The following is a 19,890-nucleotide window of genomic DNA, read 5'->3' as shown; positions in this document are numbered from 1 at the left end:
TTTTTAAACCCACCCCCCCCCCCCCCCTGCGGCCCCGGGGGGGGGGGGGGCCCCCCCCCCCCCCCCCCCCGCGGCCCACCACCACCGCGCTCGACCGAGGAGCCCTCGATGACCATCCTGGATCCGGCTAAACAACGCGCCCATTCGACGGATCCACGCGATCCTCTGCGCCGGCTCGAGGCACTCTTCGACTCGGGCAGCACGGAGCTGCTCCACGCCCGGGACAAGTCCGGCGTCCTCGCCGCGATCGGATGCATCGACGGCGTCCGGACAGTGGCGTACTGCTCCGACGCGACCGTCATGGGCGGAGCGATGGGCGTCGAGGGGTGTAAGCACATCGTCGCGGCGATCGACACCGCCCTCGAACTCGAAGCGCCTGTCATCGGGCTCTTCCACTCCGGCGGGGCGCGCCTCGCGGAGGGCGTCGAAGCGCTGCACGCCGTCGGCCTCGTCTTCGAGGCGATGGTGCGCGCATCCGGTTCCATCCCCCAGATTTCCGTCGTCCTCGGTTTCGCCGCAGGTGGCGCGGCATACGGCCCGGCGCTCACCGACATCGTGATCATGGCGCCCGAAGGACGTGTGTTCGTCACCGGACCCGACGTCGTGCGCAGTGTCACCGGCGAGCAGGTCGACATGGAGTCCCTCGGCGGCCCCGACACCCACACCAAGAAGTCGGGTGTCGCCCATATCGCGGCCCACGACGAGTCCGACGCACTGCACCGGGCACGGCGTCTCGTGTCGATGCTCGCCGAACAGGGCGAATTCGACGTCGCTGCCGCAGCCCTCGGAGACACCGATCTGCGCGCGCTCATGCCCGAGTCACCGCGCCGCGCCTACGACGTGCGCCCGATCGTCCACGAACTCCTCGACAACGTCGAAGGCGAATCGAGTTTCGAAGAACTGCAGGGTGGCTGGGCTCGCAGTATCGTCACCGGCTTCGGTCGGCTCGGCGGCCGCACCGTGGGCGTCATCGCCAACAATCCGCTCCGCCTCGGCGGGTGCCTGAACTCCGAGAGTGCCGAGAAATCGGCGCGTTTCGTACGCATGTGCAACGCCTTCGGCGTTCCCCTGGTGGTGCTGGTCGACGTGCCGGGCTACCTTCCCGGCGTCAGCCAGGAATGGGAGGGCGTCGTGCGCCGTGGAGCGAAGTTGCTGCACGCGTTCGCCGAAGCCCGTGTGCCCCGCGTGACCCTGGTGACCCGCAAGATCTACGGCGGCGCGTACATCGCGATGAACTCGCGCGCCCTCGGTGCGACAGCAGTGTTCGCGTGGCCGGAGTCCGAGGTCGCCGTGATGGGCGCGAAGGCCGCGGTGGGGATCCTCCACAAGCGGGCCCTCGCTGCCGCTCCCGAAGAGGAACGCGAGGCCCTGCACGACCGTCTCGCATCCGAGCACGAAGCCATCGCGGGAGGCGTCGGTCGCGCCATCTCGATCGGCGTGGTCGACGAGATGATCGACCCGGCAAAGACGCGGAGCACCCTGGCTGCGGCGCTGGCAGCAGCGCCTGCAACCCGCGGGCGGCACAAGAACATTCCGCTGTAAGCACCGAACCGACTGTAAGCACCGAACGCCGACGCCGGCGCCGCCACCTTCGAACCGAGGTGGCGGCGCCGGCGTCGTCGCGGAGAGGTGCAGGAGGTGTCAGGTCGAAGGCACGGTACCGCTCAGCCGACGTCGCGCCGGAGCCACGTCACCTCGGCGCCCTCGGCACCGCTGCGATAGGGCTCGAGTTCGTCGTCCCATGCCGTCCCCAGCGCCCGGTGGATTTCGGCGGCGGCGTCGGACGAGGCCAGGATGGCGCGCAGACGCATCTCTCCGACGACGACGTCGCCGTTCGCGCTGGCGCACCCCCGCCACAGTCCCAGCCGGGGAACGTAGCTGTAGCGCTCGCCGTCGACACCCTCGCTGGGATTCTCGGTGATCTCGAAGCGCAGCATCGGCCACACACTCAGAGCCTCCGCGAGGCGGCCGGCGGTGCCGACCGGACCGACCCAGTCGATGGAGGTCCGCAGCACGCCCACGTCGGCGGGCTGACCGATCCAGGTCAGTTCCGGGCGACTGCTCAGCGTGGCAGCCAGCGCCCATTCGATATGTGGACAGACCGCGGCGGGCGAAGAGTGGATATAGATCACCCCGGTCGTCACATCCGCGAACTGATTGGATACGCGCATAGATACACCTCCGGTTCGACGAGGACGTCTTCCCCAACGGCCTCTGCGCGAAGGTTTCTCCATGCGACTGGGAACAAGTGTGCTCCTGTTGCCAGTGTTTCGCCAGGAAACGAAAGAGGTTTATGTGAGTTCAGCGATTACCGAGTCACTCAGCGCAGGCCAGAGCGGTTTTGCCCAGTCTCCGAAGTCCCTATCGGTAAGTACCACAGATGCCGCGCCGAATTCGGGATCTACCCAGAGAAATGTCCCCGATTGGCCGAAATGCCCGAATGTACGGGAAGAATTCTTTGTGCCGGTCCAGTGCGGATTCTTCTCGCCGCGGATTTCGAAACCCAACCCCCAATCGTTGGGCTTGAACATTCCGTATCCGGGCACCAATCCGTTCAGCCCCGGAAACTGCACGTCGGTCGCCTCACCGAACAGCACGTCGGAGACGAGTGTCGGGGCCAGCAACTCCCCCGCGAACACGGCAAGGTCCGCGGCCGACGAACGGCCTCCGTGGCCCGCCGGACCGGGCAGGCTCGAGTCGCCCATCCCGAGAGGCTCGAACACCGCCTGGGTCACGTAGTCCGGGAACGCGATATCGCTCTCGGTGGCGATCAACTCACCGAGAACCTCGAAGCCCGCACTCGAGTAGATGCGCTTGCGCCCGGGTTCGGCTGCGACGGTGCGCTCTCCGAACGCCAGCCCCGACGCATGGGCGAGCAGGTGCCGCACCGTCGATCCGGGCGGGCCTGCGGGCTGATCGAGTTCGATGGCCCCTTCCTCGATCGCCACGAGCGCCGCGTATGCGACGAGGGGTTTGGTCACCGAGGCCAGCGAGTACACCGCCCGCTGATCTCCGGTGGACGCAACCACGCCGCGGTCGCGAGTGACGACAGCGGCGGCGGCGTGGTCGACGGGCCATTCGGATATCACTTCGAGACTGCGCACCGACCCAGGGTACGAGATGGTGGGCGCAGCAAGGTCACCAGTCGGCTTCTGTGTAGCGGATCACGCCGCGGATGTTCTTGCCGTCGAGCATGTCCCGGTATCCGTCGTTGATCTGTTCGAGCGTGTACGTGCGGGTCACCATGTCCGCGAGGTTGAGCTGACCGGACTTGTAGAGGTCCAGCAACTGGGGGATGTCGACGCGGGCGTTGCAGCCACCGAAGATGTTGCCCTTGAGATCCTTCTGCAGCATGGAGAACAGGAACGAGTTCAGCTTGACGTCCATGTCCGACATGAAGCCCATGGCCGTGACGACACACTTGCCGCCCTTCGCGGTGAGCGTCAGCGCCGGGTCGACCAGGTCACCCTTCATCTCACCGACGGTGATGATCGTCTCCTGGCACATACGTCCCCAGGTGACCTCCATGATCGGCACGATCGCTTCCTCGATCGACGCGTAGGTGTGGGTGGCACCGAACTTCATGGCCTGCTCACGCTTCCACGGCACCGGATCGATCGCGAAGACGTAGCGGGCACCGGACGCGACCGCGCCCTGCAGCGCGCTCATACCTACGCCGCCGACACCGATGATCGCGACCGAATCGCCCGGCTTGACGTCGGCGATGTGCGTAGCCGAACCCCAGCCCGTCGGAACGCCGCAACCCACCAGGGCGGCGAGCTCGAACGGCACATCCTTGTCGATCTTGACGACCTGGCTCTGATTCACGGTCATGTACGGGGAGAACGTCCCGAGCAGGCACATCGGGATGACGTTCTGGCCGCGCGCCTGGATCCGGTAGCTGCCGTCGGAGATCGCCTGACCGCTGAGGAGTCCGGCGCCCAGATCGCACAGGTTCGAGTGTCCGCTCGCACACGACGGGCATCGTCCACACGCGGGAATGAAGGACAGCACGACGTGGTCGCCGACCTCGAAACCGACGACACCGTCGCCGACCTTCGTGATGACGCCGGATCCCTCATGCCCGCCCATGACCGGGAAGGACGGCATGGGCGTCGCGCCGGTGACGATGTGGTGGTCGGAGTGGCACATGCCGGCGGCTTCCATGCGGATCTGGACTTCACCCGCCACGGGATCGCCGAGCTCGATGTCCTCGACCGACCACGCTTCGTCGAGCCCCCACAGCACTGCACCCTTGGTCTTCATCTGACGCCCTCCATCGCATTGCAAGTTGTGCACGTGACGATAACCACATTCCTCCGTAATTGGAACAGGTTCTATAAAGCTTTCCGCGCGCATGGCGCGCTCCGCCCGCAGACGGGCGTCGGATATGGTGCTCTCATTGTGGAGAATGCAATTTCCGTCTAGCGTGATTGTCATGGCCGCAGTCCTCGGGACACCGGGCGGCGGCACCGAACAACGGAGGATGACCTATGACGACGAAGGCGCTCGCGCCCGACGTTTCGACCTGGCCGGCGGAGGACCCCCAACTCGTCGGCAGCCACTGCGCCGACTGCGCCGCCACCACCTGGCCGCAGCAACCGCGGTGCCCGCGGTGCAGCGGAGCAAACGTGTCGGAACTGCTGCTCCCCCGGCGCGGAACCCTGGTCGCCTGGACGACACAGGGATTCGTCCCGAAGCAGCCGTACGCCGGCAACGAAACCGCCGCCACCTTCACACCGTTCACGTTCGGCCTCGTCCAGCTCGGTGATGTCGTGCGGGTCGAGGCGCGGCTGACCGAGTCGGATCCCGCCGAGCTGCGGCCCGGCATGGAGCTCGAACTCACGTTCGTGCCGTTCTACGTCGACGAGGACGGGACCGAAATCGTCACGTGGGCGTTCGAGCCGATCTGACCAGCACACACCCGATCGAGGAGTCCTTGAAACTATGAACGACGTTGCCATCATCGGTGTGGGCCTTCACCCGTTCGGCAGATTCGGCACCAAGTCGGCCATCGAGATGGCGGCCGACGCAATCCAGCTCGCACTCGAAGATTCGGGTGTGGCGTGGCGAGACATCCAGTTCGGTATCGGCGGTAGCTACGAGGTCGACAACACCGACGCCGTGACCCGGCTGGTGGGCCTGACCGGCATCCCCTTCACCAACGTGTTCAACGCGTGCGCCACCTCCGCGAGTGCGATCGAACAGACCGCGGACGGCATCCGGTCCGGAAAGTACGACATCGGCATCGCCGTCGGCACCGACAAGCACCCGCGCGGTGCGTTCACCGCCGACCCCGCCATGCTCGGTCTGCCGGCGTGGTACGCCGAGAACGGCCAGTTCGTCACCACGAAGTTCTTCGGCATGAAGGCCAACCGCTACACCCTCGAGCACAACATCTCCCACGAGACGCTCGCCCGGGTCGCCGCCAAGAACTACCGCAACGGCGGACTGAACCCGAAGGCATTCCGGCGCACCGAATTCAGCGTCGAGGAGATCCTCGAATCACCCATGCTGAACTACCCGCTCACCGCCAAGATGTTCTGTGCTCCCGACGAAGGCGCTGCGGCAGTCATCATGTGCCGCGGCGATCTGGCATCGAAGTACACGGAGAACAAGCCGGTGTACCTGCGTTCCACCGCGATTCGTACCCGCACGTACGGCGCCTACGAGGTGCACGCAACGTGGGCAGCAGTGGACGAGGACGTCTCTCCGACCGTGTACGCCGCGAAGGCAGCCTACGAGGCGGCCGGCATCGGACCCGAGGACGTCGACATCGCGCAGTTGCAGGACACCGACGCCGGTGCGGAGGTCATCCACATGGCCGAAACCGGGCTGTGCGCCGACGGTGACCAGGAAAAGCTGATCGCGGAGGGCGCCACCGAGATCGGCGGTTCGCTGCCCGTGAACACCGACGGTGGTCTCATCGCAAACGGCGAGCCGATCGGCGCGTCCGGCATTCGCCAGGTGCATGAGCTCGTCGTGCAGCTCCGCGGCCAGGCGGGCGATCGCCAGGTGCCCGGAGAGCCCAAGGTCGGACTGGCCCAGGTCTACGGTGCCCCCGGAACGGCCGCCGCGTCGATCCTGTCCCTCTGATCGTGCGCGCTACGTAACTGCTGTTCGCAGCCGGAAAGGAGGCGACGCCGCCACAGCGGCGCCGCCTCTTTTTTCGTTCCCTCGAAGCCCGCGCGGCTTATTCGGGCACGCCGTCGAGGCGCAGTTGCGCGACCACCGCACGATGGTCCGATCCCGGCACGCTCACCGTCTCCACCTCGGTCGCCGATCCACCTGCGACGAGAATGTGGTCGATGCCGACCACGGGCGGGATCCCTTTGTCGGTGGGGTAGGTGCGCAGATGCCCCGCACCCACCTGATCGGCGGCATCGCCGAAGCGGCCCGACAGTAATACCCGGAATTGCGAATGATCGTATGTCGCATTGAAATCGGCGCCCACGACAGCCGGGCGTGTCCCGGGTTCCTGCTCGAGAATGTCGTGCAGTCGGGACAGTTCGTCGGCCCACACGTCCGTGCCGACGACGGGCGGCACGGGATGGAAGGCGTAGACGCCGACCGGCCCGGCGCCCGGAATCTCCGCCGTCGCGGAGACCTGGCTCATCACGAACCCGTCGTACTCGACGGTGTCGGACAGCGGGTAGGCGCTCCAGATCCCCGTTCCGTTCGCGGCCGGCCCGGGCGAGAGATGCCGGTGAGGCAGCACTGTGCCGAGACCCGCTGCCTCCAGTGCCTCCAGTGCCTCCGGCGAGAGTTCGTCGACCGTGAGCAGTCCGATGTTCCGGTCGCGTACCTCGGTCACCACGGCAGCGGCGTCCACCCCTCCGAAGAGGATGTTCGTCTGCATCACGTGCACCACAGGGCCTTCAGCGGGGTCCGCGTCACCGATGTAGAGCGGCGCTTGGGTCGCCGCCGCACCCACGACGACCAGGCCCGCGACCGCCACTCCGGCCCGGTTCCCGAGAGCCGAGAACGCCAGGACACCGAACAGCGCGCACACCATCAGATAGGGCGCGCCCGACGCGGCGAGGACGAGAACTCGCGCCGACGACGGGCTGACATGCAACGCGATCCCGGTCGCACCGATCGAGGTTGCGACCCATGCACCCACTCCGATTGCCGCGCGCACCCACGTCGTCGTCACATCCGACAGACAAGCACGACGGTGTTCGTGCCGTGATGCCGGGTTGTGCTCGGCTGCCGGACGGGAATCTCTTGACAGCGCCGCGACCCCGCCGGATCATCATCGAGACACGTCGCCGATACCAGCGACAGCCGACAACACCGGAGTCGTCCCGTGCGCACAGGCATCGCTCTCGCTGGAATCCTCGGATCCATCGCCACCACAGCCGTTTTGGTCACCTGGATACCCGCATCCCAGCCCGCGTCGGCCACCCCGCTCTACGATTCGTATGTTGCGCTCGGGGATTCGTTCACCTCCGGTCCCGGTATTCCGCCCACGGTGTCGGAGGAGTGCGGACGGTCGGCCAGCAACTATCCGACCCTGGTCGCAGAGGTACTCAATGTCTCTCGTTTCGTCGACGTCTCGTGCGGAGGTGCGGTCAGCGGCCATCTGACGGAATCCCAGGCGACGTTCCGCGGCGTGGGTGTCCCACCCCAGTACGAGGCGCTGACGCCGGACACCGACCTGGTGACCGTGGGCATCGGCGGCAACGACATCGGACTCGTCCAACTCGCCGCGGGCTGCATCAATCTGCTGCCACCCCCCAATGGGCAGTCCTGCGCGGCGACGAACACCGCCGGTGGCGCCGACCGCGTCGACGCCGCGATCGACGCCTTCGTCCCCCGCTACAAAACGATCACCGCGGAGATCCGGCAACGCTCACCGGATGCGAAGATCGTCTTCGTCGGCTATCCCACGGCTGTCCGCGACGGCGGGTGTTTCCCGGAGCAGCGGTTGTGGCCCGAGGACGCGACCTATCTCCAGAACAAGCTGGACCGGTTGAACAGTGCCATGCGTCAGCAGGTGCAGGAATCGGGTGCCGAGTTCGTCGATCTGACCGGATCGACGGTCGGGCACGATGTGTGCGCCGATCCCGACACCAGGTGGATGGAAGGCTTGTCGCCCGTCGCCGAAGCGATCCCGCTGCATCCCAACGCCGCCGGGCATCGCAATGCGGCGGATCAGGTTGTGGCGTCTCTGCTGAAGTGACACCGACGCGCCGCCCGCGTGTGCCGCACTAGCCGAGAGAGGCGTGCACGGCAGCGGCCAGAAGAGCGGCGACCGTCTGGCGCATCACGGCTGTGGCGTCGGGAACGGCGAGGCCGTATTCGTCGCGCAGCACCGACCACGACGCCCACGTACTGGCGATTCCGAGCGCCTGGACCGCCTGCGTACGACGCGCCGACGGAAGAGGCGACAGTTCTCGGGCGAACAGCGCCTCGATTTCGTCCGTCACGCGCCCGATGTGCCGCAGCCGATTGGTCCGGAGTTCCCGCGAGTACGGCTCCCGCAACCCTGCCGCCCGCGCGTACGGAGCAATGAACTCGAGCAGTCTCGCGCGCTGCGCGCAGAATTTGTCCACCCGCTGCGGAAGATCGAGGTCGGGCGGCACCGGTACGAACATCGCGTCCTGGCGACTGAGCAGTTCGGCACCGGTGGTTCCGAACAGCGTTTCCAGATCGCTGAAGTTGGCCCACAGCGAGCGCAGGGAAATACCCGCGTGCTCCGCGATCTGCGCGCCGGTGGGCTTGAGTTCTCCCGCCTCGATCAGGGCGATATGCGCGTCGATCACGGCGCGCCGGGTGCGCTCCCCGCGTGCGGTCCGCCCGTCCGAGGTGCTGGTCACTACCGATTCCTCACTTGCGTCGTTCGTGTACTGCTGTGCTGCATTCTGCCAGTGCCTACGAGGGTGCTTGCCGGCCGCACGAAGCGGTGCGCACCGACTCTCATGCGGACGGGACCGTGAGCCCGCCACCGTCCACCGACAAGACCTGGCCGGTGACCCAGGAGGCATCGTCCGACACGAGGTACGCGACCGCCGACGCCACATCCGACGGCACACCGAGCCGTCGCATCGGATATCGCGCCGCAACCTGCTCTTCCCGTCCCTCGTAGAGCGCGGCCGCGAACCGCGTCTTCACGACGGCGGGTGCGACGGCGTTGACGCGGATGGTCGGTCCGAGTTCGGCGGCGAGAGACCGGGTGAGCTGGTTGAGCGCCGCCTTGCTGACGCCGTAGAACGCGATTCCCGGCGCGTGGGAGAACGAGGACACCGACGAGATATTCACGACCGCACCACCTTCGGTGGCCGCCTTGGCGAAGCGCTGCGTCCACGAGAGGGCACCGAGCACGTTCACCTCGAGGATCTTGCGGGCAGCGTCGAGGTCGAGATCGGACAGGGGCCCGTAGACGGGGTTGGTGCCGGCGTTGTTGACGAGGATGTCGACTCTGCCGAAGCGGTCGACGGCCGTGGCGATCGTGTCGTCCCTATGCGCGGAATCGTGCACCTTGCCGGCCACGCCGCACGCGACATCGGTTCCCAGTGCTGTGACCGCCTCGGCGAGAGGCTCCGGCGAGCGCGCCGTGAGCACCACCCGTGCGCCCTCCGCCACGAGACGTTCGGCAATTCCGAATCCGATTCCCCGGCTGCTCCCGGTCACTACCGCGACCCGGCCCTCGAGCCGGCCCGGGGTCCCGGCGATGGGTACGACCACCGTCACGACTCCTCTCTCGAAAACGATCCCTCCGGACAGTAGGAACATACACTCGGAGTGTTGTAACCTGTCGCTGAAAAGTGACGTCGATCTCACCGAGACCCGGCAGAACGCCCGAAAGGCCGGAGAAGGCCCGAGAGAAAGTGCACCCGCTGTGCAATCAATCGTTACCCCGAGTGAACCTCCGGACCGCCTCCGTCTCGAGGGCATCGAAGTCCGTTTCGGTGGCCTCGTCGCACTCGAGAACGTGTCGCTCCAGGTGCCGGCCGGCTCGGTCGTCGGCGTCATGGGACCGAACGGCGCAGGCAAGACGACGTTGTTCAACGTCGTCTGCGGGTTCCTGCGCCCGCACGCCGGGACACTGACCCTCGACGGCCGGCCGGTACGCCCCGCCCCGCACCGCCTCGTCCGGCATGGAGTGGCGCGCACCCTGCAGGGACTCGGGCTCTTCGGTGGGCTCACCGTTCTCGAAAATGTCGCCGCAGGAGCGTCGGTGTCGCACCGCGCGTCGTTCGTCACCAGCCTGCTCGGGTTGCCGTACGGCGCCCGCACCCAGCTCGCCGCCCGCAGTTCCGCCGCGACACTGCTCGACGAGTTCGGGATCGGAGAGTACGCACAGGCACTCCCGCCGGCACTCCCCTACGCGGTCGCCAAGAAGGTCGCGCTCGCGCGCGCTCTGATCTCCGATCCCACATTGCTTCTTCTCGACGAACCGGCAGGCGGTCTCGACAGCAGCGACATCGAAGAGTTGGGGACTCTGATCCGCCAACTGCCTTCGCGCGGCGACGGATCGCGTTCGGTGATGCTCGTCGAACACAACGTCGACCTGATCATGTCGGTGTGCGACCACATCGTCGTGCTCGACTTCGGCAAGGTGATCGCCGCGGGGACCCCCGACGAGATCCGTGCCGATCCGCTGGTCGCGGCGGCCTACCTCGGCGGAAAAGAGGCAGCGTGACCTCTCCGTTGCTCCGGATCGAAAACCTCACGGGCGGATACGGTCCCGTACCGGTCCTGCACGAGGTGAGCTTCGACGTCCCGTCCGGCACCATCGCCGCTGTCGTCGGCGCCAACGGCGCCGGGAAAACAACCTTGCTGCGGGCACTGTCGGGAATGCTGCCGGCGGTCCAGGGTTCGATCAGCGTGTCGGGGACGTCCGTGCTCGGTGTCCCGACGGAGAAACTCGTGCACCACGGGGTTGCCCACGTGCCCGAAGGTCGCGGCGTGATCGGCGAACTGACCGTCGAGGAAAATCTGCGTCTCGGCGGACTGTGGCGCAAGGACCGCGCCGACACCACTCGCGCCATTGCCGAGATGTACGAGATGTTCGAGCCTCTCGCCCGGCGCCGGACCAGCAGCGGCCATCAACTCTCCGGCGGCGAGCGGCAGATGCTCGCGATCGGCCGGGCACTGGTCGCGCGGCCTTCGCTGCTCCTGCTCGACGAACCTTCGCTCGGTCTTGCGCCGCGCATCGTCGACCTGATCATGTCGGTCCTGCGCGACCTGCGGGACCGCACCGGCCTGACGGTGGTCCTCGTCGAGCAGAACGTTCACAGTGCGCTTCCGATCGCCGACCAGGCGATCGTGCTGGCACTGGGCCGCGTCGTCGTCGCCACCTCGGCCGCGGAACTCGTCATGGACAGCGACTTCCGCACCGCGTACCTGGGCTTCTGAGGAGCAACCGATGGACAGATTCCTGTTTCTCACCGTGGACGGTCTCGCGCGCGGTGCCGTCTTCGCAGCGTTCGCACTCGCGCTCGTGCTGATCTGGCGCGGTACCCGCGTGATCAACTTCGCGCAGGGCGCGATGGCTGCGGCCACCACCTACATCGCCTATTCGGTGACGTCGGCGACCGGTTCGTACTGGTACGGACTGCTCGCCGCCGTCGTGAGCGGCTTCCTCCTGGGTGCCCTCGTCGAGCGAGTGCTGATCCGCCGCCTCGACCACAGCCGCCCACTGGCCGCGGTGATCGTCGCGCTGGGCCTCGTGATGGTGATCCACGCCGTACTCGGCATGATCTACGGCAACGACTTCCGTCCCATGCAGTTGCCGTTCAGCCGCGACCCGCTGCGGGTCGGGACGGTTCCGCTGCTGTCTCCGTACGACGTGTTCGTCTTCGCTGCGGTGGGTGTCGTGGTCATCGGCCTCGCCCTGCTGTTCACCCGTACCGATCTCGGACTGAAGATGCGGGCCTCGGCGTTCGCTCCGGACGTCTCGCGACTGCTCGGGGTGAAGGTCTCGGCGATGCTCACCCTCGGGTGGGCTCTGGCCGGCGCTGTCGGCGGGCTCGCCGCCCTGCTCGTCGTACCTACCGAACTCGGGCTCAACCCGCACGCAGTCGATCTCGTGTTCATCTTCGCCTTCACCGCAGCGGTGATCGGCGGTTTGGACAGCCCCGTGGGCGCGGTGCTCGGCGGGCTCGCGACAGGCTTGCTGCTGAGTTTCGTCAGCGGCTATCTCAGTGGAAGCATCGCGCCGATCGCGGTACTTCTGATGCTGCTGGCGGTGCTTCTGCTGCGGCCCCAAGGCATTTTCTCCGGCGTCGCCGCCAGGCAGGTCTGACCATGCACACTTCCCGCTTCGATTCGTTTGCCGTGCGCGCCGCGGTGGTGGCCGGTATCGCCGTCGCCGTCATCGCGATCATCTTCGTACTGCCCCCCTTCCGGAACTACCAGTTGGCGACCATCGCGGCCTATCTGTGCGCGACAGCCGGGCTGACAGTGCTCATCGGCCGCAACGGTCAGCTCTCGCTGGGGCACGGAGCGCTGATGGCGTGCGGGGCATACTCGTTCGCGCTGACCTCCAACGCGATGGGCGACGCCGGGGTCACCGGGATTTCGGTGCTGCTCGTGCCGCTCGTCGCTGCCGTGCTCGTGACCTCCGTCGTCGGGATCGTCGTCGGGGCGGCCGCCGCACGGCTTCACGGCCCCTACCTGGCCGGCTTGACGCTCGCGCTGGTCGTCGTGATCCCGTCGATCACCACCACGTTCTCCAGCGTGCTCGGTGGCGACCAAGGACTGTGGGCGTACGTGGAGGGACCACCGAGCAGCATCGCCGCGGCGTTCACCGTCGAACAGTGGCAGGCCACGATCGCCGTGGTCGCCGCGGCCCTCACTGTGCTCGCGCTGTCGAATCTCATTGCCGGAGACTTCGGCCGCCGCATGCAGGCCGTGCGCGACGACGAGATCGCCGCTCGCCTCGCGGGTATCGACGTCGCCCGCACCAAGATCACCACATTCGTGGTGAGTGCCGGTGCCGCCGGCCTCGGCGGCGGTGTGCTCGCCATGGTCTCCCAGAGCGCGTCCCCGGGCGCGTTCGGTGTCACCTTCTCGCTGTTCCTGCTGATGGGCGTGGTGATCGGCGGGCTCGGCTCTCTTCTCGGCGCCGTATGGGGCGCGGTGCTCCTCGTCGTACTCCCCGCACTCGTAGCCGCCCTCACCGACACGCTCGAACTGTCCCCGTCCCTCGCCGAACGTCTGGACGGCAACCTCGCGATCGCGGTCTTCGGCGTCGCCGTCATCCTCATCGTGATGCTCGCGCCCGCCGGCCTCCAAGGTCTGTTCAGCGCAGCAGTCCGCCGTCTCCGGCCGCGCACCGGTAAGCCACGACACGGGCGCGGTCCCGATTCCACTTCCGTCTCCACCCCACCGAAAGCAGAGGCCAGCATATGAAAACAGGTCGGCGACAAAAACTTTCCCTCGTCGCTCTCGTTGCGACGACGGCCGTGACGCTTGCCGCGTGCGGCAGCGGCAGCACCGCGTCGACAGGGGCCTCGGGTGAAGGAGACACCACCGGTGTCACCGACACCTCGGTGCTGGTCGGCACCCACATGCCACTGACCGGGCCGGCCGCCGCCGGTTACTCGAAGATCCCTCCCGCCACCCAGGCGTACTTCGACTACGTCAACGAACAAGGCGGCGTCAACGGCCGCACCATCGAGTACAAGGCACTCGACGACGGCTACAACCCGTCCAACACCCAGCAGGTCGTGCGCGAACTGGTGCTGCAGGACCGCGTGTTCGCGCTGCTCGGCGGTCTCGGGACACCCACCCATTCCGGTGTGCTCGACTTCCTCAACACCAACAATGTTCCCGACCTGTTCGTCGCGTCCGGTTCGCGGATCTGGAATCAGCCGGACAAATACCCGAACACGTTCGGCTTCAACGCCGACTACACCGTCGAAGCAAAGATCATGGCGCAGTACGTGAAGGACAACCTCCCCGGCAAGAAGGTGTGCACCCTCGGGCAGGACGACGACCTGGGTGGCGACTACCTGGCGGGAGTCGAGCAGATCGTCGGTGCCGACGCGGTGGTCGAGAAACAGTTCTACGCCACCAGCAACACCAACGTCGCTCCGCAGATCGGTGCGCTCCAGGCCGCGGGTTGCGAGGTCGTCATGCTCGCAACGATTCCCGGCTTCACCGCCCTCGCGATCGGCACCGCGGGCCGACTCGGATTCCGGCCGCAGTGGACCACCGCCTCGGTCGGTGGCGATTACCTGACCCTGTCCAAGACCCTCGGTGACGCAGCCCCGCTCGCGGAGGGATTGCTCAGCACCAATTACCTGCCGTCGCACTTCAGCCAAGACGACGAGTGGACCACCAAGTTCCGGGAGATCAACACCAAGTACAACAACGACGCCGAGTTCGACGGCAACGTCGTCTACGGGATGTCGATGGCGCACACCTTCGTTCAGGCGCTCGAAGCTGCGGGTGAGAATCCCACCCGCGAATCGATCGTCGAGGCCGTCCGGTCGAGCGACTTCACGGGCCCGAACCTCGTGCCGTTCCGGTTCTCCGAGGACGATCACTCCGGTGCCGGGGGCGCACGGGTCAACCAGGTCACCAACGGTGTCCAGGAGTACTTCGGCCCCGCGTACACCACCACCGACGCTCTCGGCGATCCGGTCGTGGAGTACCGAGCGGAATAGCGAACACCGGCAGTCGAGCCGCGGCTGCCGACACCCCCCCAGACGGCGTCGGCCGGGCAGCGTACGAGGATGCCCGGCCGACGCCCTTTCATGTCGGTAGCACCGCGTACTGTCGCGTCCATGCACAACGCGCAGCACCAAGGCTAGCCCCGGCCCGGGGCCGCCCCGAGTCAGGAGAAACCTGATGCGCGCTGCACTCTGCAACACCCTGTTCACCGTGTTCGGTCACCGGATCTGCTGTGGCCGGATCCCCGAGTGGACCGCCTATGTGGGCCAGGAGTGGGACACCTACCACGTCGCCCCGTGGAATCTGTACAACGTGATCTGGCGGATCCAGAACTGGATCCGCGGTGGTGTCGACTGAGGTGTCGAACCACCGAGCCCACCGACTCCGCCGGTCGGGTTCACTCCGGAGCAGTCGCCATCGCCGAGAGTCGCTGCGCGAGAGTCCGTGCCGCCTCCCGTAATTCGGGAGGCTCCAGGACCACGGCGTCGAAACCCAGTCGCGCGACGTGCATGGCGAGCCAATCCAGGTCCTGCCCGCCGACGACGAGCACACACCAACCGTCGTGCTCGTCGTCGACGCGGCCGACCTGGGGCGGCACCAATTCCCGGACCCGGTGGGCGGGGGCATGCACCCGCACCCGCGCAAGATATCGGTAGGGCGCCTCGGTGACGGCGCGTTGCACGTAGGAAATCGGGTCCGGGTAGTCCCTCGGGCGGAACCGCCAGGTCGTCGCCGTCACGTCGCCCATCCGGTCGAGCCGGAAGGTACGCCAGTCGTCGCGGTCGATGTCCCAGGCCATCAGATACCAGCGGTGGCCGGCGACGACCAAGCGCACCGGTTCGGTCGTGCGTTCCCGGTCCTCCCCGTCACGGTCGGTGTACCGGAACCGCACGCGCACCGCGTCGCGGCAGGCCCGGGCCAGAACCATCAGCGTGTCGGCGTCGATCTCGATGTCGGGTCCCACCAAGGTCTCCATCGCCCCGTACACCGCCCGCACCTCCGCCCGCAGTCGCGGCGGCATGACCTGGTCCAGTTTCGCGAGCGCCCGCAGCGACGCCTCGGCCGATCCGGTGATCGTGCTTCCCGACGCCAGCCGCAACGAGACCGCTGTCGCAATCGCCTCTTCGTCGTGAAAGAGCAACGGAGGCAATCGTGTTCCGGCGCCGAGCTGATAGCCGCCGCCGACGCCCGCGGTGGCACGGACGGGATACCCCAGTGACCGCAACCGCTCCACGTCGCGGCGCACCGACCGGTCGGTGACCCTCAGTTCCACCGCGAGGTCCGCGGCAGTCCAGGACGGCCGGCTCTGCAGCAGCGCCAGCAACCGCAGCACCCGTTCGGTCGTCGCCTCGACGGTCACGATTTCCATCGTCGCACGATCACGGAACGATCCTGTCCGGAATGTGGGGGACGCTTGTACCCATGACGGACCGACACTGGAATTCTCTCCTGCGAGACCAGCTCGCCACCCCGGTGCGCAGTCGCCTCGACGGACTCACCGACGAGGAGTACTTCTGGGAACCCGCTCCCGATTGCTGGAACGTGCGCCCGCGAGGCACCGGCACCGCACCCGTGCAGGCCGGCAGCGGTGCCATGACGATCGATTTCGCATTCCCGGAGCCGGACCCGCCACCGTTCACGACGATCGCGTGGCGCCTCAGTCACGTCATCGTCGGAGTACTCGCGATGCGCAACGCGTCGCACTTCGGACGGGCACCCACCGACTACGCCTCGTTCGAGTACGCCGCGACCGCGGACGAGGCACTCGCCCAACTCGACGCGGAATACGCGACCTGGGCCGCCGGTGTCGAATCGCTCGGGGAAGAGGGATTGTTCCGCCCCTGCGGGGAGGCGGAGGGTCCGTACGCCGACTACCCGATGGCGACCCTGGTTCTGCACATCAACCGCGAGCTGATCCATCACCTCTCGGAGGTGTGCCTGCTCCGCGACCTCTATCTGCACACCCGCCGTTCGACTCGACAGGAGGTGGGCTGACATGGCCCGCGACATCCAGATCACCTTCGACTGCGGTGATCCCGCAAAACTCGCCCAGTTCTGGGCCGACGTCCTCGGCTACGAGGTGCAGGCCCCGCCCCCGGGTTTCGCGTCCTGGGAGGAAGCACTCGAAGCAATGGGAGTGCCACCGGAACACCACAACGACGCGTCCGCTGTCGTCGATCCCGACGGAGCCGGACCACGACTGTTCTTCCAGCGAGTTCCGGAAGGAAAGCAGGTCAAGAACCGAGTGCATCTCGACGTTCGAGCGGCACCCGAAACGGACGGCGACGCCCGAATGGAGCTGTTGGAGAAGGAAGCCGAGCGGCTCGTGACCCGCGGAGCCGAGCGGGTTCGACGCCACGAGCCCGCTCCCCCACTCGACGCCGGACACATCGTGATGACCGATCCCGAAGGTAACGAGTTCTGCCTCGATTGACGGTCGTGCACAAGTCACGGGCCATGCGGGGCCTCGGACCCGGAGGCGTACCGGCTAGGCGGCGTGCCGGGCGGCGAGGGACTCGCCGGCCGAGATCGCCGACTCCTCCGCGGTTTTGCGCATCGTCACCGCTGTCTCGGTGAACTCGTCGAGGGCGGGGTTCACGCCGACGAGGGTGAAGTCGCGCTCGACGATCGTGAGGTCCGCACCCCAGTGGTCGACGAGAATCCGACGTGCGTAGCCGGTGCTGTGGTCCCAGCCGTCGCGCGGAGTCCCGGGTCCGTACGCACCGCCGCGTGTGACGACCAGGACGGTGGGCGTGCCGTCGAGAAGCCGAACGCCGTGCTCGGCGCCGACCACGGTGAGATCGATCCATGCTTTCACGTGCTGTGAGACGCCGTAGTTGTAGAGCGGAAACGCCAGAACGACTGCCGTAGCCTGCTGCAACTCGGTCGCGAGTCGCTCTGCGAGGGCGAGTGCATGGCGCTGCGGCTCGTTGCGATCCTGTTCCGGCGTGGCACTTCCGGAGAGGGCATTTCCCCAGGCGTCGGACGGCAGGGGGTCCTGACCGAGGTGCCGCCGGACGACGGGAACCGCCGGGTGCGCAGCGGTGACCCGATCGAGAACGAGATCGGCGAGCGCGCTGCTTGCGGAGCGGTCGCCTTGAATGCTGGCGTCGATACGGAGTAGGTGCATGATTGTCTCCCGAGAGTTACGGACTTGAATGTTCAAGTCGGACGCTACACGCGACGACTTGAATGTTCAACACGTCGGGTACGGTGTTCTTGTGAGCGTCGAAAACACCCGCGCATCCGCTTCCTCCGGCGATGACGAGACTCTCTGGCTGTCACCGGACCAACTGCGCGATTGGGTATCCCTCGTCGAACTGCTGTCGACGCTTCCCCCCGCCATGGACGCGCAGCTCAAGCGAGACGCGGGGATGAATTCGTTCGAGTACCACATCCTCGCCGTGCTGGCCGAGGCGCCGGACCGCACCCTGATTCTCAGCGAGCTGGCCCCGTTGGCACAGGGCTCCCTGTCCCGCCTGTCCCACGCGATCACCAGACTCGAGCGGTCGGGATGGGTCGAGCGGCGCAGCTGCACCGTCCGTGGCGGTCGGCGAGCCGAAGCGTGGCTCACCGATGCCGGACTTGCGAAGCTCGAAAAGACCGCGCCGGGCCACGTCCGGGAGGCGCGTCGTCTCGTCGTCGACGTTCTCACTCCCGGCCAGTTCGCCGCGCTCGGCGATGCCGCCCGGACCATCAACGCGGCACTCACGGCGGGTCCGGCCGAGTGCCCGGAGTCCACGGACAGTTGATCCGCCAACCGGCACGGCCGCTCGTGTGAGGATCGCGGACATGGATGTCTTCCTGAAATCCGGGCGGCTGGTGCTGCGTCCCTTCACCGGCACCGATGCCGGCAACCTCGTAGCACTCGACAACGACCCCGACGTCATGCGCTTCATCAACGGCGGCCGCGCCGCGAGCCTCGAAGTTGTCCGAACGCAGACGCTGCCACGGCTCTTGCACGAGTACCCGTGCTTCGGCACCCGCGGCTACTGGGCAGCGGAAGACAGGGACACCGGAATCTTCCTGGGCTGGTTCGAGTTCCGCCCCCTGGATGACCATCGCTCCGCCGTAGTCGAACTCGGCTACCGACTGAACAGGGCCGCCTGGGGCAAGGGCCTGGCCACGGAGGGATCGCGCGCTCTGATCGACAAGGGGTTCACCGACCTCGGAGTGGAGCGGGTCACCGCGAACACGATGGCGGTCAACACGCGCTCCCGCCGCGTGCTGGAAAAGGCAGGTCTGCTGTTCGTACGAAGCTTCACCGGGGACTGGGCGGAGGCGATCGAAGGATCCGAACACGGTGACGTCGAGTACTCCCTCAGCCGAGCCGAGTGGGAACAGCGCCGGTAGTCGCTTCTCGGTGCGCCGGGCTCGTCTCGCGATGAGTTCCACCGTGGCGACGAGTCGACCCACTCGACAACGTTTCCGAGATGAAGGACCTGATCATGGAAGACACCGGGAGCGCATTCATCGACGTGATGACGATCGGGGTACCGGTCACCGACCAAGACCGCGCACTCGCGTTCTACGTCGACACACTCGGCTTCGAGACACGAATGGACGTACCGCTCGAACAACTCGGGGGTCGCTGGATCATCGTCGCGCCACCGGATGCCCGCACAACGATCGCACTGGTTCCTTCCGGCGACGGCATTCCTGCGGGCATCGAGACCGGAATCAGGCTCACCACGTCCGATGCCGCAGCGCTGCACACGCAACTACGGGAGCGCGACGTCGTCGTCGGTGAACTGCTCCTCTGGGACGGCGTACCACCGATGTTCACGTTCCGCGATCAGGACGGGAACGGTTTCGAGGCAGTCGAGCAACCGGCCCTCGACGCGGTCTGAGGTGGGGCGGGCGGGGCTCGAACCCGCGACCAATGGATTTTAAAGCAGCTCGTTCCTCAGATTCGCCTCAGTTCTTGAAGCATCCTGGCCTACACCCCTGAACACTGCTCAAGAATTCGCATCGAGGGCGGCTGGTACCGATTCCATCTCGCTCATAAACGATGAATATCCGATGAACAACTCCAGGATGACAACCCGAAGATTGCGAGTCAGCCCTCAGGAGCATCCCGCTTTCATAATCGCTGTCGGATTGCCGCCATCTCAACGATGGCCAGTTATCGCACAGCAAGATGCCCGAACCCGAGTGGTCACGCGGGTGACACCTTGAGCGAGCGGAGCTCGGCCTCGACCCCACACTGGGCGATTCGGAGAAGTCCAACCAACAAGAACGAGGCGGCAACCTCACCTGGCC

The 19,890-nt window shown here is 66.7% G+C and carries 23 protein-coding genes; 15 read left to right on the top strand and 8 right to left on the bottom strand.

Annotation, left to right across the window (positions count from 1 at the left end; genetic code table 11):
* The first annotated feature begins 108 nt into the window (after positions 1–108).
* Positions 109–1,542, top strand: a complete 1,434-nt coding sequence (locus ACLQ3J_RS19830) for an acyl-CoA carboxylase subunit beta (protein ID WP_169620252.1) — start codon at positions 109–111, stop codon at positions 1,540–1,542.
* A gap of 122 nt (positions 1,543–1,664) precedes the next feature.
* Here ACLQ3J_RS19830 and ACLQ3J_RS19825 read toward each other — a convergent pair whose 3' ends face one another.
* The 3 genes from ACLQ3J_RS19825 to ACLQ3J_RS19815 all read right to left on the bottom strand — a co-directional run bounded on the left by ACLQ3J_RS19825 (position 1,665) and on the right by ACLQ3J_RS19815 (position 4,266).
* Complete coding sequence (locus ACLQ3J_RS19825) at positions 1,665–2,171, bottom strand: DUF3145 domain-containing protein (protein WP_169620253.1); 507 nt, start codon at positions 2,169–2,171, stop codon at positions 1,665–1,667.
* Positions 2,172–2,291: 120 nt separating this feature from the next.
* A complete protein-coding gene (locus ACLQ3J_RS19820; RefSeq protein ID WP_425904207.1) occupies positions 2,292–3,104 on the bottom strand; it encodes a serine hydrolase domain-containing protein in 813 nt (270 codons plus the stop codon).
* A 34-nt stretch (positions 3,105–3,138) separates the two neighbouring features.
* Positions 3,139–4,266: an NDMA-dependent alcohol dehydrogenase gene (locus ACLQ3J_RS19815; RefSeq protein WP_169620255.1), complete on the bottom strand. Its 1,128-nt coding sequence runs from the start codon at positions 4,264–4,266 to the stop codon at positions 3,139–3,141.
* A 227-nt stretch (positions 4,267–4,493) separates the two neighbouring features.
* Between ACLQ3J_RS19815 and ACLQ3J_RS19810 the strand changes: the two genes are divergently transcribed.
* On the top strand, positions 4,494–4,913 hold the full coding sequence (locus tag ACLQ3J_RS19810) for a Zn-ribbon domain-containing OB-fold protein (protein ID WP_169620256.1): 420 nt from the start codon (positions 4,494–4,496) through the stop codon (positions 4,911–4,913).
* A 34-nt stretch (positions 4,914–4,947) separates the two neighbouring features.
* Complete coding sequence (locus ACLQ3J_RS19805; RefSeq protein WP_169620257.1) at positions 4,948–6,096, top strand: thiolase family protein; 1,149 nt, start codon at positions 4,948–4,950, stop codon at positions 6,094–6,096.
* A gap of 97 nt (positions 6,097–6,193) precedes the next feature.
* Here ACLQ3J_RS19805 and ACLQ3J_RS19800 read toward each other — a convergent pair whose 3' ends face one another.
* Entirely contained in the window at positions 6,194–7,156 is a 963-nt protein-coding gene (locus ACLQ3J_RS19800) for an endonuclease/exonuclease/phosphatase family protein (RefSeq protein WP_169620258.1), read from the bottom strand.
* A gap of 153 nt (positions 7,157–7,309) precedes the next feature.
* On the opposite strand from ACLQ3J_RS19800, the gene ACLQ3J_RS19795 reads away from it, so the two are divergent.
* Positions 7,310–8,185, top strand: coding sequence for a GDSL-type esterase/lipase family protein (locus tag ACLQ3J_RS19795; RefSeq protein ID WP_169620259.1), 876 nt, complete (start codon positions 7,310–7,312; stop codon positions 8,183–8,185).
* A 28-nt stretch (positions 8,186–8,213) separates the two neighbouring features.
* On the opposite strand, the gene ACLQ3J_RS19790 is transcribed toward ACLQ3J_RS19795, so the two are convergent.
* Both ACLQ3J_RS19790 and ACLQ3J_RS19785 read right to left on the bottom strand, forming a co-directional pair.
* On the bottom strand, positions 8,214–8,822 hold the full coding sequence (locus tag ACLQ3J_RS19790) for a TetR/AcrR family transcriptional regulator (RefSeq protein ID WP_169620260.1): 609 nt from the start codon (positions 8,820–8,822) through the stop codon (positions 8,214–8,216).
* 100 nt (positions 8,823–8,922) lie between these two features.
* Complete coding sequence (locus ACLQ3J_RS19785) at positions 8,923–9,696, bottom strand: SDR family oxidoreductase (RefSeq protein WP_296550095.1); 774 nt, start codon at positions 9,694–9,696, stop codon at positions 8,923–8,925.
* A gap of 148 nt (positions 9,697–9,844) precedes the next feature.
* Between ACLQ3J_RS19785 and ACLQ3J_RS19780 the strand changes: the two genes are divergently transcribed.
* The 6 genes from ACLQ3J_RS19780 to ACLQ3J_RS19755 all read left to right on the top strand — a co-directional run bounded on the left by ACLQ3J_RS19780 (position 9,845) and on the right by ACLQ3J_RS19755 (position 14,985).
* The gene (locus ACLQ3J_RS19780) at positions 9,845–10,648 is read left to right on the top strand and encodes an ABC transporter ATP-binding protein (protein ID WP_346765075.1); all 804 of its coding nucleotides are present in this window, start codon (positions 9,845–9,847) and stop codon (positions 10,646–10,648) included.
* The gene (locus ACLQ3J_RS19775; RefSeq protein WP_169651777.1) at positions 10,645–11,364 is read left to right on the top strand and encodes an ABC transporter ATP-binding protein; all 720 of its coding nucleotides are present in this window, start codon (positions 10,645–10,647) and stop codon (positions 11,362–11,364) included. Before ACLQ3J_RS19780 ends, ACLQ3J_RS19775 begins: the two co-directional genes overlap by 4 nt.
* A gap of 10 nt (positions 11,365–11,374) precedes the next feature.
* A complete protein-coding gene (locus tag ACLQ3J_RS19770) occupies positions 11,375–12,253 on the top strand; it encodes a branched-chain amino acid ABC transporter permease (protein ID WP_169620264.1) in 879 nt (292 codons plus the stop codon).
* Between the two features lie 2 nt (positions 12,254–12,255).
* Positions 12,256–13,362: a branched-chain amino acid ABC transporter permease gene (locus ACLQ3J_RS19765; protein WP_296550101.1), complete on the top strand. Its 1,107-nt coding sequence runs from the start codon at positions 12,256–12,258 to the stop codon at positions 13,360–13,362.
* A 53-nt stretch (positions 13,363–13,415) separates the two neighbouring features.
* Positions 13,416–14,621: an ABC transporter substrate-binding protein gene (locus ACLQ3J_RS19760; protein WP_296550103.1), complete on the top strand. Its 1,206-nt coding sequence runs from the start codon at positions 13,416–13,418 to the stop codon at positions 14,619–14,621.
* A 184-nt stretch (positions 14,622–14,805) separates the two neighbouring features.
* Positions 14,806–14,985, top strand: a complete 180-nt coding sequence (locus ACLQ3J_RS19755) for a hypothetical protein (RefSeq protein ID WP_169620267.1) — start codon at positions 14,806–14,808, stop codon at positions 14,983–14,985.
* Positions 14,986–15,025: 40 nt separating this feature from the next.
* Here the strand turns inward: ACLQ3J_RS19755 and ACLQ3J_RS19750 are convergent, their stop codons facing one another.
* Complete coding sequence (locus ACLQ3J_RS19750) at positions 15,026–15,988, bottom strand: WYL domain-containing protein (protein WP_169651838.1); 963 nt, start codon at positions 15,986–15,988, stop codon at positions 15,026–15,028.
* Between the two features lie 62 nt (positions 15,989–16,050).
* On the opposite strand from ACLQ3J_RS19750, the gene ACLQ3J_RS19745 reads away from it, so the two are divergent.
* Both ACLQ3J_RS19745 and ACLQ3J_RS19740 read left to right on the top strand, forming a co-directional pair.
* Positions 16,051–16,623: a DinB family protein gene (locus tag ACLQ3J_RS19745; protein ID WP_425904206.1), complete on the top strand. Its 573-nt coding sequence runs from the start codon at positions 16,051–16,053 to the stop codon at positions 16,621–16,623.
* A 1-nt stretch (position 16,624) separates the two neighbouring features.
* Complete coding sequence (locus tag ACLQ3J_RS19740; protein ID WP_169620269.1) at positions 16,625–17,062, top strand: VOC family protein; 438 nt, start codon at positions 16,625–16,627, stop codon at positions 17,060–17,062.
* A 54-nt stretch (positions 17,063–17,116) separates the two neighbouring features.
* Here ACLQ3J_RS19740 and ACLQ3J_RS19735 read toward each other — a convergent pair whose 3' ends face one another.
* A complete protein-coding gene (locus tag ACLQ3J_RS19735) occupies positions 17,117–17,758 on the bottom strand; it encodes an FMN-dependent NADH-azoreductase (protein ID WP_169620270.1) in 642 nt (213 codons plus the stop codon).
* Positions 17,759–17,849: 91 nt separating this feature from the next.
* Here ACLQ3J_RS19735 and ACLQ3J_RS19730 point away from each other — a divergent pair, with 91 nt between their 5' ends.
* The 3 genes from ACLQ3J_RS19730 to ACLQ3J_RS19720 all read left to right on the top strand — a co-directional run bounded on the left by ACLQ3J_RS19730 (position 17,850) and on the right by ACLQ3J_RS19720 (position 19,478).
* Positions 17,850–18,380: a MarR family winged helix-turn-helix transcriptional regulator gene (locus ACLQ3J_RS19730; RefSeq protein ID WP_296550107.1), complete on the top strand. Its 531-nt coding sequence runs from the start codon at positions 17,850–17,852 to the stop codon at positions 18,378–18,380.
* Positions 18,381–18,420: 40 nt separating this feature from the next.
* Positions 18,421–18,981, top strand: coding sequence for a GNAT family N-acetyltransferase (locus ACLQ3J_RS19725; protein ID WP_169651773.1), 561 nt, complete (start codon positions 18,421–18,423; stop codon positions 18,979–18,981).
* Positions 18,982–19,061: 80 nt separating this feature from the next.
* Positions 19,062–19,478 (top strand): VOC family protein, encoded by a 417-nt coding sequence (locus ACLQ3J_RS19720; protein WP_296550111.1) that lies wholly within the window; start codon positions 19,062–19,064, stop codon positions 19,476–19,478.
* The last annotated feature ends 412 nt before the right edge of the window (positions 19,479–19,890 follow it).

It is taken from the genome of Rhodococcus sp. DT1 (genome assembly GCF_049844875.1).
Classification (GTDB): Bacteria; Actinomycetota; Actinomycetes; order Mycobacteriales; family Mycobacteriaceae; genus Rhodococcus.
This window is presented reverse-complemented; position numbering and strand designations above follow the sequence as displayed.

Excerpts from the sequence above, each read along its gene's own strand:
- ACLQ3J_RS19735 (WP_169620270.1), bottom strand. The coding sequence starts at position 17,758 with ATGCACCTACTCCGTATCGACGCCAGCATTCAAGGCGACCGCTCCGCA.
- ACLQ3J_RS19805 (WP_169620257.1), top strand. The coding sequence starts at position 4,948 with ATGAACGACGTTGCCATCATCGGTGTGGGCCTTCACCCGTTCGGCAGA.
- ACLQ3J_RS19770 (WP_169620264.1), top strand. The coding sequence starts at position 11,375 with ATGGACAGATTCCTGTTTCTCACCGTGGACGGTCTCGCGCGCGGTGCC.
- ACLQ3J_RS19765 (WP_296550101.1), top strand. The coding sequence starts at position 12,256 with ATGCACACTTCCCGCTTCGATTCGTTTGCCGTGCGCGCCGCGGTGGTG.
- ACLQ3J_RS19810 (WP_169620256.1), top strand. The coding sequence starts at position 4,494 with ATGACGACGAAGGCGCTCGCGCCCGACGTTTCGACCTGGCCGGCGGAG.
- ACLQ3J_RS19830 (WP_169620252.1), top strand. The coding sequence starts at position 109 with ATGACCATCCTGGATCCGGCTAAACAACGCGCCCATTCGACGGATCCA.
- ACLQ3J_RS19815 (WP_169620255.1), bottom strand. The coding sequence starts at position 4,266 with ATGAAGACCAAGGGTGCAGTGCTGTGGGGGCTCGACGAAGCGTGGTCG.
- ACLQ3J_RS19740 (WP_169620269.1), top strand. The coding sequence starts at position 16,625 with ATGGCCCGCGACATCCAGATCACCTTCGACTGCGGTGATCCCGCAAAA.
- ACLQ3J_RS19755 (WP_169620267.1), top strand. The coding sequence starts at position 14,806 with ATGCGCGCTGCACTCTGCAACACCCTGTTCACCGTGTTCGGTCACCGG.
- ACLQ3J_RS19825 (WP_169620253.1), bottom strand. The coding sequence starts at position 2,171 with ATGCGCGTATCCAATCAGTTCGCGGATGTGACGACCGGGGTGATCTAT.
- ACLQ3J_RS19725 (WP_169651773.1), top strand. The coding sequence starts at position 18,421 with ATGGATGTCTTCCTGAAATCCGGGCGGCTGGTGCTGCGTCCCTTCACC.
- ACLQ3J_RS19745 (WP_425904206.1), top strand. The coding sequence starts at position 16,051 with ATGACGGACCGACACTGGAATTCTCTCCTGCGAGACCAGCTCGCCACC.
- ACLQ3J_RS19720 (WP_296550111.1), top strand. The coding sequence starts at position 19,062 with ATGAAGGACCTGATCATGGAAGACACCGGGAGCGCATTCATCGACGTG.